The sequence below is a fragment of the Arenimonas sp. genome (genome assembly GCF_041919775.1).
Classification (GTDB): domain Bacteria; phylum Pseudomonadota; class Gammaproteobacteria; order Xanthomonadales; family Xanthomonadaceae; genus Arenimonas.
In genome coordinates this window covers 22,267-39,226 of sequence record NZ_JAYRTE010000017.1, presented here as the reverse complement: position 1 = coordinate 39,226, position 16,960 = coordinate 22,267, and the positions used below count along the sequence as shown (strand labels likewise).

Genomic DNA, 16,960 nt, shown 5'->3' with positions numbered 1-16,960 from the left:
TGGAAACGGTTCACACTGGGCAGGGTATTCATGCGGCTACAATCGCCGCGCCATCAAGGAATGATTCCATAGCATGCTCGTTCTGCAGCCCGCCCGGAAGCGCCAACCCCCCAGCCAGGGCCGCATCGGCCTGGCCATCGCCGGCGGCGGCCCGATCGGCGGCATGTATGAACTGGGCGCCCTGCGGGCGCTGGACGTGGCGATCGAAGGCCTGGACCTGACCCGCCTGGAAGTCTATGTCGGCGTCAGCTCCGGCGCTTTCCTGGCCGCGGGCCTGGCCAACCGGCTTGATACGGCCGAGATGTGCCGGATCTTCATCAGCGGCGACAGCGACGAGGTGAAGTTCCATCCGCAGATGTTCCTGCGCCCGGCCTTCATGGAATACGTGCGCCGCGCCTCGGCGGTGCCGCGCCTGGCCTTCGACTGGTGGAAGGACCTGCTGACCGACCCCACCGGCTCGCACCTGAGCGAACTGGTCGGCCGCTTCGGCGGCGCCATCCCCACCGGCCTGTTCGACAACCGCGGCATCGAAACCTTCCTGCGCAAGGTCTTCACCATGCGCGGCCGCAGCAACGATTTCCGGGAGCTGGCGGCCAAGCTTTACGTGGTCGCGGTCGACCTCGACAGCGGCGAGGCGGTGCGCTTCGGTTCGCCCGGCTGGGACGACGTCAGCATCTCGCGCGCGGTCCAGGCCAGTTCCGCCCTGCCCGGCCTGTACCCGCCGGTGGACATCGGTGGCCACCACTTCGTCGACGGGGCCCTGCGCCGCACCATGCATGCCTCGACGGTGCTAGACCACGGCATCGACCTGATGCTGGGCGTCAATCCCTTCGTGCCCTTCAACGCCAAGACCGCCGGCCGCCCGCCCGAGGGCATGAACATGATCAGCGAGGGCGGCCTTCCGGTCGTGCTTTCGCAGACTTTCCGCACGCTGCTGCAGTCGCGCATGCGCGTGGGCCTGGAAAAATACGCCGAGCTCTACCCCGACGTCGACCAGGTGGTGTTCGAACCCAACGAGGACGATGGCGAGATGTTCTTCACCAACGTCTTCAGCTATTCCTCGCGGCAGCGGGTCTGCGAGCACGCCTTCCGCTCGACGCTCAACGACCTGCGGCGCCGGCGCGCCGAGCTCGCGCCGGTGCTTGCCCGCCACGGCCTGACGCTGCGCGCGGAAATCCTGGACGACCCCGGCGTTTCGATCATGGACGGCCTGGGCACGCCGGCTCGTCCCACCGAGGCCACCGCGCGGCTGCGCCGGGCCCTGGACGACGTCGACCTGCTGGTGCGCGAACGCCAGCCCGGACGTGGCCGGCGCACCGGCGCCCGCCGGCGCTGAACCACGCGCCACGGCCCCTGGTCCGGGCGCCGCCAATGGTGTGAAAACTCTAGACACAGGGGCCAGATTGGCGGCACTCGGCCCCCGTGCCCAAACCGAACAGATGGAGTAATCCAGCATGGCCAAGCTCAAGAAGAACGCCCGCGCCAAGGCCTCGCCCAAGCGCAAGCCCGCCGCCGCTTCCGCCGCCGACCTGCAGGCCCGCGCCGAACAGGTGTCGCGTTCCATCGTCGGTTCCGCGCAGCAGATCTGGATGGCCGGCATGGGTGCCTTCCATCGCGCCCAGGGCGAAGGCTCCAAGCTTTTCGAAGCCCTGGTCCATGAAGGCATGAGCATCGAGCAGAACACCCGCAAGCTGGCCACCGGCAGCGTCGATGCCGTGCGCGATGCTGTCGAGGACCGCGTGGGCGTGGTGCGCGAGCGCGCCGTCGACACCTGGGACCGCCTCGAAAAGGTTTTCGAGGACCGCGTGCAGCGTGCCCTCAACCGCCTCGGTGTCCCCGGCCGCGAGGACCTGGTCGAACTGAACAAGCGCGTGCACGAACTCAATGCCGAGCTGCGCAAGCTGTCGCGTCCGGCGACGAAGTCGGCTGCCGCCAAGGCGCCGGCCGCGCGCAAGCCGGCCGCGAAGAAGGCCACCCGCAAAGCCGCCGCCAAGCCGGCAGCGAAGAAGGCCGCCAAGCCGGCCCGCAAGGCGGCCCCGGCCAAGGCCGCGCGCAAGCCGGCCGCGAAGAAGGCCGGCAAGCCGGGCCTGCCCAAGGCGCCGAAGCCGGTTGCGCCGCAGGCCCCGACCGCCTGACCCGCTTTCCGTCCGCCAGCCAGCAGCGGAAACCGCTCGCTCCCTCCCCTTGCGGCTCCCGGCTGGCGGACGGACTTTGATGACCCACGGGCCCGGCATCAGCCGGGCCCGTTGCGTTTGCGCGGCCAATACGCCCGGCTTTCCGCGTTATCCTCTGGCAGCTTCCCCCGCCCCCCACTGATTTCGGAGTGACCGGATGTTCGGCCTCAGCCCCCTCGTTGCCGCCCTTGTCGCCACCATCGCCGCGCTGCTCGTCAGCACCTGGTGGTTTGGCGTGCATCGCCGCCGGCTGGCCGAAACCCAGGCCGGCGTCCAGGCCCTTGCGGGCATGAAGTGGCGCGAGTGCGCCGGCCTGGTGCTGCAGGCGATGGAGGAGAAGGGCTACAAGGAACTGCCTTCGAGCCGCCAGCCGGGTGACGGCGGCGCCGAGTTCCTGCTGGTCAAGGGCGACGAGCGCTGCCTGCTGGGTTACAAGCACGGCACCGCCTACCGCCTGGGCGAGGCCAACGTGCGTGATTTCGCCAATGCGGTGCAGCTGCAGGGCGCCGCCAGCGGCATGCTGGTGACGCTGGGCACCGCCGAGGGTTTCGCACGCGACCTCGCGCGACGCTACGGCGTCGACCTGACCGACGGCCGCAGCCTCTGGCCCCAGGTGGAACCCTTCGCGGCGCCGCAGATGGTGGCCGCGATCCGGGAACAGGCTGCCCGCGAAATCCGCAAGGGCCAGCGCCTGGGCATCGTCGCCAGCGCCCTGTTCGGACTGGCGGTGTTCGGCCTCGGGTATTCGCTGCAATCGGGCGACGTTGAAACCCTGGCCAGCCCTGCGGCCAACCCGGCTCCCGCCCCCGCCCCGACGACGGCCGCGCCCGCCGCCGCCCCTGCGACGGACGCCCCGGCCGACGACCCGACCGCGGCCGGACCCGCAGCCCCGGAGTCCCGCTTCACCGACCAGGCCTCGCGCGACGCCGAAGGCGCACTGCGTGAGCTCGAGGAAGTCGCCCGCCTGACCGAACAGGAACGCATCGAGCGACGCCTGGCCGCGGCCGCCGAAGTCGGCGAACTCGAGGCGGCCGACAGTGCGATCTGGTCGACCCAGTCGACCCTGGTCATCCGGATGAACCGCGCCGACGGCATCGACACCGGCCTGGTCAACGAGGCCTGCGCGATCCTCGTGCAGTACGAGGAACTGCGCTACACGCGCCTGCAGCTCGAGCCCCCGGCCGGCGGAACCGGCCAGGTGCGCTGGCGGCAGTGCCAGTAACGGCTACCAGTGCACGCCGCGCATCAGCGCGGCGAAGGCCACCTGTTCGTTGGTCGGCCGCTCGTCCTTGAGCGCCTTGCGGTCGCCCTTGGCCGCGGCCGAGTCCGGGAACATCTCGAACGCGGTGTTCATGATCACTTCGTAGGCCTTGGGCGCCACGGCGTTGAGCGTTGCGGCGAAGATGCCCATGCGGGTGGCCACGCGGCTGGGCCGTTCGATGATCGCCTTGACCACCAGGTCGGCGGCTTCCTCGGGCGTAAGCGTCGGCACCGATTCGTACATCTTGGTCGGCGCGATCATCGGCGTTTTCACCAGCGGCATGTTGACCGTGGTGAAGGCGATGTTCTTGCCGCTGAACTCGGCCTGGGCACAGCGGCTGAAGGCATCGAGCGCCGCCTTGGACGCGACGTAGGCGGAAAAACGCGGCGAACTGGCCAGCACGCCGATCGAGCTGATGTTGACCACGTGGCCCTTGCGGCGCTGGGTCATGGCCGGCAGGAAGCCCATGATCAGGCGCAGGCAGCCGAAGTAGTTCAGCTGCATCGTGCGCTCGTAGTCGTGGAAGCGGTCGTAGCTGAGCTCGACCGAGCGACGAATGGAGCGGCCGGCGTTGTTGACCAGGATGTCCACGGCCTTGTGTTCGGCCAGCACGGTGGCCACCAGCTTGTCGCAGCTCGAGAGGTCGGTCAGGTCGCAGGTGTAGGCCCAGCACTTGCCGCCGGCGGCGAGGATCTCGTCGCGGGTGCGGAAGAGCTCCTCCTCGCCGCGGGCGACGATGATGACCTTGGCGCCCGCTTCGGCGACCTTGATCGCCGTGGCCTTGCCGATGCCTGACGAACCGCCGGTGATCAGCACCACCTTGCCGGAAACGTGGCCGCGCAGGGTGCGGTCGACGAACAGGTCCGGGTCGAGGTGGCGCTCCCAGTAGTCCCAGATGCGCCAGGCGTAGGACTCGAGGTCCGGCACCGTGATCCTGCTGCCCTTGAGCGCCCTTTCGACGACGCGGGTGTCGAACTTGGTGGGATAGGTGATGAAGGACAGCGTGGCCGGCGGCAATTTCAGGTCGCGCAACAGCATCGCCGTGAAGCGCTTGACCGGCGGCAGGTTGGTGACCGCGTTGCGCACGGCGCCCGGCACCACCGCCAGCATGCGCGCGTCCAGGCGCATGGTCATCTCGGGAGCATGCGCGGCGCGGCAGAAGGTGTTCATAAGCTCGCCGAAGCGCATCGGCGCGGGATCGACCAGGTGGAAACACTGGCCGTCGAGGCCGCGCTTGTGGGCGATGTGGTCCATCGCGTCGGCGACGAAATCCACCGGCACCACGTTGATGCGCCCGCCTTCGATGCCCAGGGTTGGCACCCACTGCGGCAGCGCCTGGCGCATCTTCTTGATCAGCGTGAACAGGTAATACGGGCCGTCGATCTTGTCCATCTCGCCGGTCTTCGAATGGCCGATGACCATCGACGGGCGGTAGATGCGGAACGGCACCTTGCACTCCTTGCGCACGATGCCCTCGGACTCGTGCTTGGTGCGCAGGTAGGGGTCGCGCAGGCCTTCGGCCTCGTCGAACATGTCCTCGCGGAACACGCCGGGGTACAGGCCGGCCGCCGCGATCGAGCTGGTGTGGTGGAAACAGCCGGCCTTGATCGCCGCCGCCAGTTCGATGGCGTGGCGGGTGCCGTCGATATTGGCCACCTGCTGCGAAGCGGCGTCGGCGGAGAGGTCGTAAATGGCGGCCAGGTGGAAGAAATGCTTCACCTTGCCCGACAGCGCCTTCACCTTCGCCGGCGCCAGGCCCAGTTTCGGCTTGGACAGGTCGCCGTTGACGATGACGATGCGCTTGCGGTCCCAGCCCATCGAGCTGGCGATCGCCTCGAGCTTCTTCTCCGAGCCCTTGCGAACCAGCACGTGGATGGTGCCCTTGCGCTTGAGCAGGTTGCTGACCAGGTAGCGCCCGATGAAACCGGTGGCGCCCGTGACGAAATACGACATGACCTCTCCCCTGCCCTTGACCCCGGGACCGGCCGGAACGGCCGGCGATGTGGCTAAGTTGCCAGACCCCGGCGCGGCCGGCAAACCCTTCGTTGAACTTGTCCGGGGGCCGTGCTATCACCGGTGCTTCGATTGTGGGGATCCGAGACGATGGCCGACCTGAAAACCGACTTCCAGAACGCCGCCAAGGACGTGATGGACCTGTCCGAGCGACCGGACAACGACACGATGCTGCGCCTGTACGCGCTGTACAAGCAGGGTTCGGAAGGCGACGTCAGCGGCCCGAAGCCGGGCTTCTTCGATTTCGTCGGCACGGCAAAGTACGAGGCCTGGGAAAAGCTGGCCGGGATGAAGCAGGAGGAAGCCATGAAGAAATACGTGGCCCTCGTGAAGACGCTTCGTAGCTGACGGCCCCGGATGGCCAGGCAGACCCGCCAGCGCATCCTCGATGCCTCCCTCGCCATGTTCAACGAACAGGGCGAACCGAACGTCACGACCAACCACATCGCCGACGAGCTGGAGATCAGCCCGGGCAACCTGTACTACCACTTCCGGAACAAGGACGACATCATCGAGCAGCTGTTCGCGCGCTATGAGGAGCGCATGGACACGGCCCTGGTGGCGCCCGAAGGGCGGCTGCGGGACCTGGAGGACATCTGGCTGCAGCTGCACCTGGTGTTCGAGGCGATCTGGGACTATCGCTTCCTGTACCGGGACCTGGTCGACATCCTCAGCCGCAACCGGCGGCTGCGCCTGCGTTTCGCCCGCATCCTGAAGCGGGCGGCGGACAACGCCACCTCGGGCATGCGCGGGCTGGTCCAGGCCGGGGTGATGCGGGCCTCGGCGGCGGAGGTCGAGGCCACGGCCACGAACATCCTGGTGCTGGCGACGTTCTGGCTCAACTACGCCTCGGTCCGGGGCGACCGCGACGAAAACGAGGCGATCCGCCGGGGCATCGTCCAGGTGATGATGCTGCTCTCGCCCCTGCTGCGCGACGCCGAACGGGTCCACCTGAACACCCTGACCCAGGCCTACCTGCGCTGATCCCCCCCTGTAGGAGCGCCTTCAGGCGCGAATCTTCTGCTTTGCCCTTGTGGGAGGGGCCGCTCCAACCGGGGCAAACGCTTGTATTGCAAGCCGTTTTGGACTCGGCTATACTCCCGCTTCTTTATCGCCCCAAACCCTTTGAGGAACTGTCATGAAAGTGCTCTCGTCCCTGAAGTCGGCGAAGACCCGCCATCGCGACTGCAAGGTCGTGCGCCGTCGCGGCAAGGTCTTTGTCATCTGCAAGTCCAACCCGCGTTTCAAGGCCCGCCAGCGCTAAGCGCGGCAGCCAGGTTGGAAACGAAGACGCCGGCGAAAGCCGGCGTTTTTGTTGGCCCGGCACCGGTTCCGGGGGCGGATGGCGCGTTCAGGCAGGTTTTGCGATGATCCCGACCCTACCCGTCATCCCGACGATCCCGCGGAGGTGCTCCATGAAGGCCCAATCCCACACCTTGGCCCTGGCCCTTGCCCTGGCGACCGGCCTGCTGCTGCAGGCGACCACGGCTTCGGCCGACATCCTGCTGGTCGAACGCGTCCAGGTCGAATCCGCCGCCCTGCCCGCCCGCGGCCAGTCCATGGCCCAGATCGAGGCCGCCTACGGCGTGCCGCAGCGCAAGCATGCGCCGGTCGCAGGCCCGAATTCGCGCAAGTACAACCCGCCGATCACCCGCTGGGATTACCCCGCTTTCTCGGTCTACTTCGAATACAACCACGTCGTCGACGCCGTGGCCGCGAAGAGCCAGCCCGACGAGATCGGTCCCAAGCCCGTCCAGTAAAGCCAAATGTCACAACACCTTCGCTTCCCGGCGGAATGGGAACCCCAGTCCGCCGTCCTTCTCGCGTGGCCGCACGAAGGCACCGACTGGGCCGATCGACTGGCCCAGGTCGAGCAGACCTACGTGGGCCTGGTGGCCGCAATCACCCGCTTCCAGCCGGCGCTGGTCTGCGTGGCCGGGCCGGCACTGCGCGAACGTGCCGCCGCCCAGCTGGCCTCGGCCGGCGTTGACCTGGGGCAGGTCCGCTTCTTCGAGGTCGATTACGACGACACCTGGCTGCGCGACTCCGGGCCGATCACCCTGCGCGAAGGCGCGGGTTTCCGCCTGCTCGATTTCCACTTCACCGCCTGGGGCGGCAAGTTCGAAGCCGGCCGCGATGACCTGCTGGTCGGCAAGCTGCATGCCGCTGGCCTCTTCGCCGATGCCAGCCACCGGCGCGTGGACTTCGCGCTCGAAGGCGGCGGCATCGAGACCGACGGTCGCGGCAGCCTGCTGAGCACCTGGCGCTGCCTGCACGAGCGCCACCCCGGCAAGTCGCGTGCCGAGATCACCGCCCTGCTTGAGCGGGAACTGGTGCAGTCGCGCACCCTCTGGCTGGAGCGTGGTTACCTCGAGGGCGACGACACCGACGCCCACATCGACACCCTCGCCCGCTTCGCCGCGGCCGACGCCATCGTCTACCAGGCCTGCGACGATCCGGACGACAGCCACTACGCCGAACTGCAGGCCATGGCCGCCGAACTGGCCGCGCTGCGCACCCCCGATGGCCGGCCTTACCGCCTCTTCCCGCTGCCCTGGGCGCGCCCGGTGCTGGACGAGGGCCGCCGGCTGGCGGCGTCCTACGCCAATTTCCTGATCATCAACGGCGCCGTGCTGATGCCGGCCTATGGCGATGTCGCCGACGGCGCCGCCGCTTCGGTCCTGGGCGAAGCATTCCCGGACCGCGAAATCGTCCCGGTGAACTGCCGGCCGCTGATCTGGCAGAACGGCAGCCTGCACTGCGTCACCATGCAACTACCCGAAGGGCTGCTGGCATGAAGAAGAACCCACTGCGCGTTGCCCTGGTGCAGGATCGCGACCACGGCAGCGTCGAGGCCAACCTGGCCAACATCGAAGCCCGCGTCGCCGACGCTGCGGCCGCCGGCGCGAAGCTGGTGCTGCTGCAGGAGCTGCACAACGGCGCCTATTTCTGCCAGCACGAGGCCACGAGCGAATTCGATCGCGCCGAGGCGATTCCCGGGCCCAGCACAGAACGCCTGGGCGCGCTGGCGAAGAAACACGGCGTCGTGCTCGTGTCCTCGCTGTTCGAGCGCCGCGCCGCCGGCCTGTACCACAACACCGCGGTGGTCTTTGAAACCGACGGTTCGATCGCCGGCAAGTACCGCAAGATGCACATCCCGGACGACCCGGGCTTCTACGAGAAGTTCTACTTCACCCCGGGCGACCTGGGCTTTGAGCCCATCGACACCTCGGTCGGCCGCCTCGGCGTGCTGGTCTGCTGGGACCAGTGGTATCCGGAAGCGGCGCGCCTGATGGCGCTGGCCGGTGCCGACCTGCTGCTCTACCCCACTGCCATCGGCTGGGACCCCGACGACGAGCCGGGTGAAAAGGACCGCCAGCGCGGTGCCTGGATCCTCAGCCATCGTGGTCACGCCGTCGCCAACGGCCTGCCCGTGCTCAGCTGCAACCGCGTCGGCCACGAGCCTTCGCCGATCGGCGCCTCCGGCATCCGCTTCTGGGGCTCGAGCCACGTGCTGGGCCCGCAGGGCGAGTTCCTGGCCGAGGCCGGCACCGACGATCCCGAAGTGCTGGTGACCGACGTCGACCTGGCCCGCAGCGAGGACGTGCGCCGCATCTGGCCCTTCCTGCGCGACCGCCGCATCGACGCCTACGGCGACCTGCTCAAGCGGTACCGGGATTGAACGCCGCCGCCGACACCGTCCCGGACGGCCTGCAGGACCAGCCCCACGCCATCGTCGAACGCGACGGCGTGCGTTACACGCTGCTGGGAACCGCCCACGTCTCCCAGGCCAGCGTCGACGCGGTGGAAGCCGCGCTCGCCAGCGGCCGCTACGACACCATCGCGGTCGAACTCGACGCCCAGCGCCACCGCGCGCTGACCGATCCCGATGCACTGTCGAAACTCGACCTGTTCCAGATCCTGCGCGAAGGCAAGACCGGCCTGGTCGCCGCCAACCTGGCGCTGGCGGCCTACCAGCGCCGGCTGGCCGAACAGCTGAAGGTCGAACCCGGCGCCGAACTCAAGGCCGCGGCCGTAGGCGCACAGGCGCGTGGACTGCGCCTGGCCCTGGTCGACCGCGATGTCGGCATCACCCTTCGCCGCGCCTTCGGCGGCCTCGGCTTATGGGGCCGCAGCAAGCTCATCGCCGGCCTCGGCGCCAGCCTGATGGCCGATGAGTCGGTGGAAGAGGACGAGATCGAGCGCCTCAAGAAGGGCGACTTCCTCGAAGCCAGCTTCGGTGAATTCGCCGCCGGCAGCCCGCCGCTGTACCGGGCGATCATCGCCGAGCGCGACCAGTTCATGGCCAACCGCCTGCGCCAGGTCGGCGCCGACGGCGGCCGCGAAGTGCTGGCGGTGGTCGGCGCCGGCCACCTCAAGGGCCTGGCCGAGCACCTGCGCGGCAACCACGACGAGCCCGCGAGGGCGATCGACGCGCTCAACGAGCTGCCGCGCTCCTCGGGCATCCCCTGGTTCACGATCTTCCTGGCGGTGTTCCTGCTCGGCGGTTTCGCCTGGGGTTTCTGGCAGGGCGGCGCCGAACTCGGCGGCGAACTGGTGCTGCAGTGGGCGCTGATCACCGCGGCCGGCGGCGCGCTGGGATGCCTGGCCGCCGGCGGCCACCCGCTGAGCATCCTGGCCGCGGCGGTTTCCTCACCGCTGACGCCGCTGCATCCGGCGCTGGCCTCGGGCACCGTCAGCGCCCTGGTCGAGGCCTGGGTGCGCAAACCGACCTACGCCGATTTCCTGCGCCTGCGCGACGACACCGGCCACATCAGCGGCTGGTGGAAAAACCGCGTCGCCCGGGTGCTGGTGAACTTCTTCCTCACCAGCGCCGGCACCGCGATCGCCGTCTGGATCGGCGGTGCCAACCTGATCGGCAAGCTGGCCTGAGTTGGGGTCAGAGTCGAATTTCCAAAACCCGGGCCAGAGTCGCCTGTTGCCCGTTCGATCCTGACCCGGGTTTTGGAAATTCGACTCTGACCCCGGTTTTACGTCCTGGCCTCCGCGCCGCCCAGCGGCGCCTTCGCCTTAGCCCGGGCGATGCGCCGCGAAACCGCCTCGCGCAGGTCGTCCAGGATCGCGTAGATCGTCGGCAGGAACAGCAGGCTGACCAGGGTCGAGAACGCCAGGCCGCCGGCGATCGCACGCGCCATGGGGTAATACGGCGGGCCGCCGCCACCGATCTGGGTGGTGCTCAGTGCGATCGGCACCATGCCCAGGATCGCCGTGCCCATGGTCATCAGGATCGGCCGCAGCCGGTCGCGGCTGCCCTGCACCAGCGCCGTCGTGCGGTCCAGCCCCTGCCGGCGCAGGGTGTTGATGTGCTCGACCATCACGATGCCGTTGTTCACCACCACGCCCATCAGGACCAGGATCCCGATCGCGGCCATGATCGTGAACACCGTGCCGGTGATCCAGAACAGCCAGAACACGCCGAAGATCGAGAACACAATGCTGGACATGATCGCCGCCGGGAACAGCAGCGACTCGAACACCGCCGCCATCACCACGTAGATCATCACCAGCGCCAGCAGGGTGTTGAAGAGCATCTGCTGTCCGGCCTCGTCGTTCTGCCGGAACATGCCGTCGAAGCTCCACAGGTAACCCGGCGGCAGGCTCAGCGCCGACAGCACCTCCTCCATCGCCTTGCGGGCGTCGGGCGCAGTGACGCCCTCGGCGAGGTTGGCCTCGATGTTCAGGGTGGTGCGGCGGTCCTGGCGGAACACCTGGGTCGACGCGGCCTGGGTCTGCACGTTGACCAGGCTCAGCATCGGAATCGAGGTGCCGTCGGGCGCGCGCAGGGTCAGGCCGGCCAGGTCCTCGACACCGAACTCCTCGGCGCCGTCGAATCGCACCCACACCGGCACTTCGGTCTCGCCGCGGCGGAATTCGCGCAGCGGCGTGCCGCGCAGCGCGGTGCCGACGTAACGGGCGACCTCCTCGGCGCTGAATCCGTAGGACAGGGCGCGCTCGCGGTCGACGCTGATCGCCAGTTCCGAGTTCTCGTCGCCGGTGTCCACGCGCACGTCGCGAAGCTCCTTGCGCGTCGCCAGCTGCGGGATGATGTCCTGCGAGATTTCCTTTAGCAGCTCCGAGGAATCCCCGATCAGCGCCACCTGCACCTTGTCGGCATTGCCCTGCCCGCCCTGCTGCCCACCCTGTTCGAAGCCCACGGTGGCGCGCGCCGACTTCGGCATCTCTTCGCGGATCTGCTCCATGACCTCCAGCGGATCACGCAACCCGCGGCCTTCGCTGCGGAGCGTGACCTTGGTGCCGGCCCAACCCTGTTCGCTGTACCAGGAATAGATCTGCTCGATCTGCAGCTCGTCGCGGTTCTCGTCGAGGTAGCGCTCGACGCGGGCAACTTCCTCGGACACCTGCGGCAGCGAGTAGGCGCCGTTCCAGCGATAGAACATGTCCAGCTCGCGGCCAGGCTCCTGGTAGAAGAAGTCGAACTTGGTCTGGGTCATCGGCACCGCGCTGACCAGCACGATCAGCAAGATGCCCGCGACGCTGGCGCCTCGGTGGCGCAGCGTCCATTCCAGCATGCGGGCATACCGCTCCTGCATGCGGGCGATCACGCCGCTGCGCGAGGTCGCCGCGGGCGGCGTCTTCATGCGCGCCGAAAGCATGGGGATCAGGCTGATCGCGACCAGCCAGGACGCCAGCAGCGAAACGCAGATGGTCACCGCGATCTGCACCATGAAAATGCTGATCTGGTTGGTCTCGCCGAACAGGTTGGGCACGAACACGATGCAGTGGCTCAGCGTGCCGGCGGACAGCGCGATGGCCACGTTCCGGGTGCCGACGATCGAAGCCAGGCCGGCGTTGCCGGGGTGTTTCTCGCGCTCCTGGTAGATGCTCTCGACCACCACGACGGCGTTGTCCACCAGCATGCCGACGGCCAGCAGAAGGCCCATCATCGTCAGCACGTTCAGGGTGACGTCCAGGAAATACATGAAGCCCAGGGTCATCACGAAGCAGATCGGGATCGCCAGGCTCACCATCAGCGTCGACGGCCAGTGCCGCAGGAAGAAGAACAGCACCGCCACCGACAGCACCAGGCCGATCACGCCGGCTTCGGTCAGTTCAAGCAGCGAACTGGTGACGTTCTCGCCCTGGTTGTCGATCAGGGTGACGCGGATGCCCTTGAATTCCGGCTGCTGGCCGATGCGGTCGATTTCCTCCAGCGCGGTCCGCGCGACGTCCACGAGGTTGGCGTCGCGCTCCTTGAAGACGTCGATGCCGACCGCGGGCCTGCCCTCGAGCCGGCGGCCGTAGTTCATCCGCGTGGGCTTGAGGCGTACGTCGGCGACCTGCTCCAGGCGCAGCCCGTTCGGACCGACGACCAGCGCGCGCAGCTCGCCGATGTCGCGCAGCTCGCCGACCGGCTGCACGCGCAGCCGGCGCTGGCCGTCTTCGATGGTGCCCGCGGAGACCGAGAAGTTGACGGTCTGCAGCGTGCGTGCCAGTTCGTTGAGGCTCAGGCCGTGGGCCGAGAGGCGGTCGGGATCGATCGCGATCTCGATCTCGCTGGGCATCGCACCGGAAATCTCGACCCGGGCAACGCCGGGCATGCGCTCGAGCTGGCGCTTGAGCTTGAGGTCGATCAGGTCGTATTCGCCGGTGAGGTCGCGCTCGCTGGCCAGGCGCACGCGCAGCACCGGCGCGTCGCTGGTGGAGAACTTCATCACCTGGTAACGCTGGAAGTCGTCCGGCAGCTCGTCGCGGGTGGCGTCGATTCGCTCGCGTGCCTCCGAAGCCAGCACCTCGACGTCGCGGTCCCAGTCGGAGAACTCGACCCAGACGCTGCCGCCGTCGGCGCGGCTCATTGAGTTGAGTCGCTTGATGCCCTGCAGGGTGGACAGCGCTTCCTCGACCGGCCGCACCAGGTTGCGTTCGACTTCCTGCGGGGTCGAGCCCGGGTACGGAAGTTCAACCGCGAGGAAGGGGGCATTGAGGTCGGGGAACTGTTCCAGCGGCAGCCGGAACGCAGCGATCAGGCCGATGACGACCATCGACACGAAGAACATGATCACCGTGACCGGGCGCCGCAGGCTGAGTTCGGCGATGCTCATGCGCGGGCTCCATCGGGCTCGGCGCCGTCGGAATCGATGACGATCGGCCGGGCGCGGGCCACGTAGCTTTCATCGCTGCGGCGGTCGAGCAGGTAATAAACCACCGGGATCACCACCAGCGTCAGCAGGGTCGACACCGCCAGGCCACCGATCACGGTGATGGCCATCGGCGCCCGAACCTCGGCGCCCTCGCCCGGCAGCACCGCCATCGGCAGGAAGCCCAGCAGCGCGGTCAGCGAAGTCATCGCGATCGGCCGCAGGCGCGAACGCGCGCCCTCGAGGATGGCCTCGCGCTTGGGCGTGCCGGCGATTCGCAGCTGGTTGACCTTGTCGATCAGGATGATCGCGTTCTTGACCACGATGCCGACCAGCAGGATCAGCCCGATGAAGACCACCACCGACAGGCTCGAACGTGACAGCACCAGCGCCAGCACCGCACCGACCAGGGCCAGCGGGATGGTGAACAGGATCACGAACGGATGCAGCAGCGATTCGAACTGCGAGGCCATGACCAGGTAGACCAGGAAAACCGCCAGCCCGAAGGCGAACAGCAGCGAACTGATCGAGGCCGAAAGCTCTTCGCCCTGGCCGCCGATGCGCAGGCCGACGCCCGCACCCAGCGGATTTTCAGCGACCAGGCGCTCGACTTCGGCGACGGCGCTGCCCAGGTCGCCATGGGCCAGGTTCGCCGAGATGATCGCGACGCGGCCCTGGTTGGCGTGGTGGATTTCGCTGGGGCCGGTGGTGGCCACGACGTCGGCGACGCTCTCCAGGGTCACCGGCACCGCGGCCTCGGGATTGACGATCAGCTTGCGGATGGCGTCCACCGAGCCGCGGTCGGCTTCGCGCGAACGCACCAGCACGTCGATCTTGCGGTCGCGCACGCTGTAGCGCGTGGCGACTTCGCCGCGCACCTTTCGCACTACCTGGTCGGCGACCTGGCGCGTCGTCAGGCCCAGCGAGGCGGCGCGTTCCTGGTCGAAGCGGATCTGGATCTCGGGGTAACCCTCGGCGACGGTCGACTTGATGTCGACGAAGCGGTCGGAGCCCTCCATCAGGCCGACCAGCTGGCGCCCGGCCGCTTCCAGGCCCTCGAGCTCGGCGCCGTGCAGTTCGATTTCCAGCGGCGTGGAGAAGCTGAAGATCTCCGGGCGGCCGAACTTAACCTCGGCGCCCGGAAAACGCTGCGCCATGGTCTCGCGCAGGCGACCCGTGATCGCCGCTTCGCTTTCGCTGCTGTAGCCACCGCCCAGCACCACGGTCAGCTTGCCGATGTTCTCGCCCGATTCGGTCGGGCTGGCGTCCAGGCGCGTGCCGCTGCCGCTGACGCCGTAGAGCGCGAATACGCCAGGTTCGTCGGCATGGGCCTCCTGGACGCTGCGCACCACGCCGTCGGTCTCGCGCAGCGGCGTGCCGGCCGGCAGTTTCACCGTCATCTCGAAACGGTCCTGGGCCAGCTGCGGGATCAGGTCCAGGCCCAGCGTCGGCACCAGCGCCAGCGACAGCAGGAAAGCCAGCGCCGACGAACCCAGCACCAGGCCCGGCCGGTCCAGCGCGCCGGGCAGCAGGCGCGCATAGCGGCGCTCCGCCCAGTCATAGGGTTTCATCACATGGCCACCGACGAAGGACAGCGCCCGGCCGAGCGTGCCGGCGAGCACGCGGAAGGCCGACACCACGATCCACGCCAGCCCGAAGACCAGGCCGCCGAACCCCTTTTTCGTCCCGCGCCAGGCCATCGCGGCCGGCTTGAGCGCGGCGTTTCTCGGCTGCCAATCCGGATGCGGGGCTTCGGGCGGGAACGCCATCGGCGCCTTGGCCTTGAGCGAGGACAGCATCGGGATCAGGGTGAGCGACACCGCCAGCGACATCAGGATGGCGATCGAGATCGTCAGCGCCTGGTCCTTGAACAGCTGGCCGGCGACGCCCTCGACGAACACCAGCGGCAGGAACACCGCGACATTGGTCAGCGTGGACGCCACCACCGCCATGCTGACCTCGCGGGTGCCGGTGATCGCCGCCTCGACGATGCCCAGCCCGCGTTCGCGCGCCTTGGCAATCGATTCGAGCACGACGATCGAGTCGTCCACCACGAGCCCGGTCGCGAGCGCCAGGCCGCCGAGCGACATGACGTTCAGGCTCAGGTTCATCTGGTCCATGAAGAAGAAGGTGGCGATCAGCGAGATCGGCAGCGACAGCGAGATGACGAAGGTGCTCCAGCCGTCGCGCAGGAAGAAGAAGATCATCAGGATCGCCAGCAGGCCGCCGAGCAGCGCGTCCTTCTTGACTTCCGAAAGCGCCTGGCGGATGAACACCGCCTGGTCGTCGACCACCGTCAGCTCGACGCCGGCCGGCAGCTCCCGGCGCAGGCGATCGAGCGACTGGTGGACGGCGTCGGCGACGTTGACGGTGTTGGCGTCGCCTTCCTTGTAGATCGCCAGTTCCACCGCTTCCTTGCCGCCCAGGCGGATGATGGCCTCGCGTTCCTTGAAGCCCTGGGTGATCGTCGCGATGTCGCGCAGCCGGATAGCCTGGCCACCGCCTGGGCTGTTGCCACCGCCGGATGCAGCGCTCTGCGCCGAGGCCGAGGCGGCCAGGGCTTCGGCCGAGCCGGTCAGCGCCGCCACGCGCGCGGCCGCCGCGGCGGCTTCCTGCGCGGCGCTGTTGCCGCCGCCGTTGGTGCGCGCGGTCACCAGCATGTCGCGCATCTGCTCGACGTCGGCGAACTGGTTGACGGTTCGCACGAGGTAACGCTGGTTGCCGTCCTCGATGCGACCGCCGGAGATGTTCACGTTCTCCGCGTTCAGGCGTTCGATGACGGTGCCGATGCCGAGGTTGAGCTGGGCCAGCCGCTGCTGGTCGATGTCGACCTGGATCTCGTCCTCGAGGCCACCGCCGGCCTTGACCGCCGCGACGCCCTCGACCGGCTCGAGCTGCTTCTTGAGCTCTTCGTCGGCATAGCGGCGCAGGCGCACGAGCGAGGCTTCGCCGGGGTTTTCGCTGGCATCGGACAGCACCAGGCGCAGTACCGGCTCGGTGGACGGGTTGAAGCGCAGCAGTACCGGCTGTTCTGCTTCCAGCGGCAGGCGCAGGGTTTCGAGCTTGTCGCGCACCTCCAGGCTGGCGCGGTCCATGTCGGTGCCCCAGGCAAACTCGAGCACCACGTCGCTCTGGCCGGTGCGCGAGACCGACTTGAGCTTGCGCAGCCCCTTGACCACGCCCACGGCCTCTTCGACCGGCTCGCTGACCAGGGTTTCGATTTCGGCCGGCGCCGCGCCGGTGTATTCGGTGCGAACGGTCAGCGTCGGGTAGCTCAGGTCCGGCAGCAGGTTGACCGGCAGCGCACCCAGGCCGATCAGGCCGAACAGCACGAAGGTCAGCGTCACCATCAGGATGGTGACGCGGCGGCGAACGGAAAATTCTGCCAGGTTCAT

At 68.2% G+C, this 16,960-nt stretch carries 13 protein-coding genes; 10 read left to right on the top strand and 3 right to left on the bottom strand.

The genetic code is table 11. The annotated features are described in order from the left end of the window. The first annotated feature begins 73 nt into the window (after positions 1-73). From ACE3TE_RS10200 to ACE3TE_RS10190, 3 genes are all read left to right on the top strand, one after another. Positions 74-1,336 carry a patatin-like phospholipase family protein gene (locus ACE3TE_RS10200; RefSeq protein ID WP_374604631.1) on the top strand — a complete coding sequence of 421 codons (1,263 nt, stop codon included), beginning with the start codon at positions 74-76 and terminating at the stop codon, positions 1,334-1,336. Positions 1,337-1,454: 118 nt separating this feature from the next. Further along, on the top strand, positions 1,455-2,135 hold the full coding sequence (locus ACE3TE_RS10195; RefSeq protein WP_374604630.1) for a phasin family protein: 681 nt from the start codon (positions 1,455-1,457) through the stop codon (positions 2,133-2,135). Positions 2,136-2,331: 196 nt separating this feature from the next. Beyond that, entirely contained in the window at positions 2,332-3,396 is a 1,065-nt protein-coding gene (locus tag ACE3TE_RS10190; RefSeq protein ID WP_374604629.1) for a restriction endonuclease, read from the top strand. Between the two features lie 3 nt (positions 3,397-3,399). Here ACE3TE_RS10190 and ACE3TE_RS10185 read toward each other — a convergent pair whose 3' ends face one another. Next, positions 3,400-5,388, bottom strand: coding sequence for an SDR family oxidoreductase (locus tag ACE3TE_RS10185; RefSeq protein WP_374604628.1), 1,989 nt, complete (start codon positions 5,386-5,388; stop codon positions 3,400-3,402). Between the two features lie 150 nt (positions 5,389-5,538). Between ACE3TE_RS10185 and ACE3TE_RS10180 the strand changes: the two genes are divergently transcribed. From ACE3TE_RS10180 to ACE3TE_RS10150, 7 genes are all read left to right on the top strand, one after another. Next, complete coding sequence (locus ACE3TE_RS10180; RefSeq protein ID WP_374604626.1) at positions 5,539-5,796, top strand: acyl-CoA-binding protein; 258 nt, start codon at positions 5,539-5,541, stop codon at positions 5,794-5,796. A 9-nt stretch (positions 5,797-5,805) separates the two neighbouring features. Next, positions 5,806-6,432 (top strand): TetR/AcrR family transcriptional regulator, encoded by a 627-nt coding sequence (locus tag ACE3TE_RS10175; protein WP_374604624.1) that lies wholly within the window; start codon positions 5,806-5,808, stop codon positions 6,430-6,432. Positions 6,433-6,586: 154 nt separating this feature from the next. After that, a complete protein-coding gene (gene ykgO, locus ACE3TE_RS10170; RefSeq protein ID WP_005913193.1) occupies positions 6,587-6,712 on the top strand; it encodes a type B 50S ribosomal protein L36 in 126 nt (41 codons plus the stop codon). A 151-nt stretch (positions 6,713-6,863) separates the two neighbouring features. After that, positions 6,864-7,208, top strand: coding sequence for a hypothetical protein (locus tag ACE3TE_RS10165; protein WP_374604586.1), 345 nt, complete (start codon positions 6,864-6,866; stop codon positions 7,206-7,208). Between the two features lie 6 nt (positions 7,209-7,214). Further along, positions 7,215-8,246: an agmatine/peptidylarginine deiminase gene (locus ACE3TE_RS10160; RefSeq protein ID WP_374604584.1), complete on the top strand. Its 1,032-nt coding sequence runs from the start codon at positions 7,215-7,217 to the stop codon at positions 8,244-8,246. Further along, positions 8,243-9,130, top strand: a complete 888-nt coding sequence (locus ACE3TE_RS10155; protein ID WP_374604582.1) for a carbon-nitrogen hydrolase — start codon at positions 8,243-8,245, stop codon at positions 9,128-9,130. Before ACE3TE_RS10160 ends, ACE3TE_RS10155 begins: the two co-directional genes overlap by 4 nt. Next, positions 9,127-10,341: a TraB/GumN family protein gene (locus ACE3TE_RS10150; protein WP_374604580.1), complete on the top strand. Its 1,215-nt coding sequence runs from the start codon at positions 9,127-9,129 to the stop codon at positions 10,339-10,341. Before ACE3TE_RS10155 ends, ACE3TE_RS10150 begins: the two co-directional genes overlap by 4 nt. Positions 10,342-10,439: 98 nt before the next feature. On the opposite strand, the gene ACE3TE_RS10145 is transcribed toward ACE3TE_RS10150, so the two are convergent. After that, positions 10,440-13,529 carry an efflux RND transporter permease subunit gene (locus ACE3TE_RS10145; protein ID WP_374604578.1) on the bottom strand — a complete coding sequence of 1,030 codons (3,090 nt, stop codon included), beginning with the start codon at positions 13,527-13,529 and terminating at the stop codon, positions 10,440-10,442. Further along, positions 13,526-16,960, bottom strand: coding sequence for an efflux RND transporter permease subunit (locus ACE3TE_RS10140; protein WP_374604577.1), 3,435 nt, complete (start codon positions 16,958-16,960; stop codon positions 13,526-13,528). The genes ACE3TE_RS10145 and ACE3TE_RS10140 overlap by 4 nt, the downstream gene beginning before the upstream one ends.

Bases quoted from the DNA above. Each gene is read 5' to 3' on its own strand.
- ACE3TE_RS10200 (WP_374604631.1), top strand. From the start codon at position 74: ATGCTCGTTCTGCAGCCCGCCCGGAAGCGCCAACCCCCCAGCCAGGGC.
- ACE3TE_RS10195 (WP_374604630.1), top strand. From the start codon at position 1,455: ATGGCCAAGCTCAAGAAGAACGCCCGCGCCAAGGCCTCGCCCAAGCGC.
- ACE3TE_RS10190 (WP_374604629.1), top strand. From the start codon at position 2,332: ATGTTCGGCCTCAGCCCCCTCGTTGCCGCCCTTGTCGCCACCATCGCC.
- ACE3TE_RS10185 (WP_374604628.1), bottom strand. From the start codon at position 5,388: ATGTCGTATTTCGTCACGGGCGCCACCGGTTTCATCGGGCGCTACCTG.
- ACE3TE_RS10180 (WP_374604626.1), top strand. From the start codon at position 5,539: ATGGCCGACCTGAAAACCGACTTCCAGAACGCCGCCAAGGACGTGATG.
- ACE3TE_RS10175 (WP_374604624.1), top strand. From the start codon at position 5,806: ATGGCCAGGCAGACCCGCCAGCGCATCCTCGATGCCTCCCTCGCCATG.
- ykgO (WP_005913193.1), top strand. From the start codon at position 6,587: ATGAAAGTGCTCTCGTCCCTGAAGTCGGCGAAGACCCGCCATCGCGAC.
- ACE3TE_RS10165 (WP_374604586.1), top strand. From the start codon at position 6,864: ATGAAGGCCCAATCCCACACCTTGGCCCTGGCCCTTGCCCTGGCGACC.
- ACE3TE_RS10160 (WP_374604584.1), top strand. From the start codon at position 7,215: ATGTCACAACACCTTCGCTTCCCGGCGGAATGGGAACCCCAGTCCGCC.
- ACE3TE_RS10155 (WP_374604582.1), top strand. From the start codon at position 8,243: ATGAAGAAGAACCCACTGCGCGTTGCCCTGGTGCAGGATCGCGACCAC.
- ACE3TE_RS10145 (WP_374604578.1), bottom strand. From the start codon at position 13,529: ATGAGCATCGCCGAACTCAGCCTGCGGCGCCCGGTCACGGTGATCATG.
- ACE3TE_RS10140 (WP_374604577.1), bottom strand. From the start codon at position 16,960: ATGAACCTGGCAGAATTTTCCGTTCGCCGCCGCGTCACCATCCTGATG.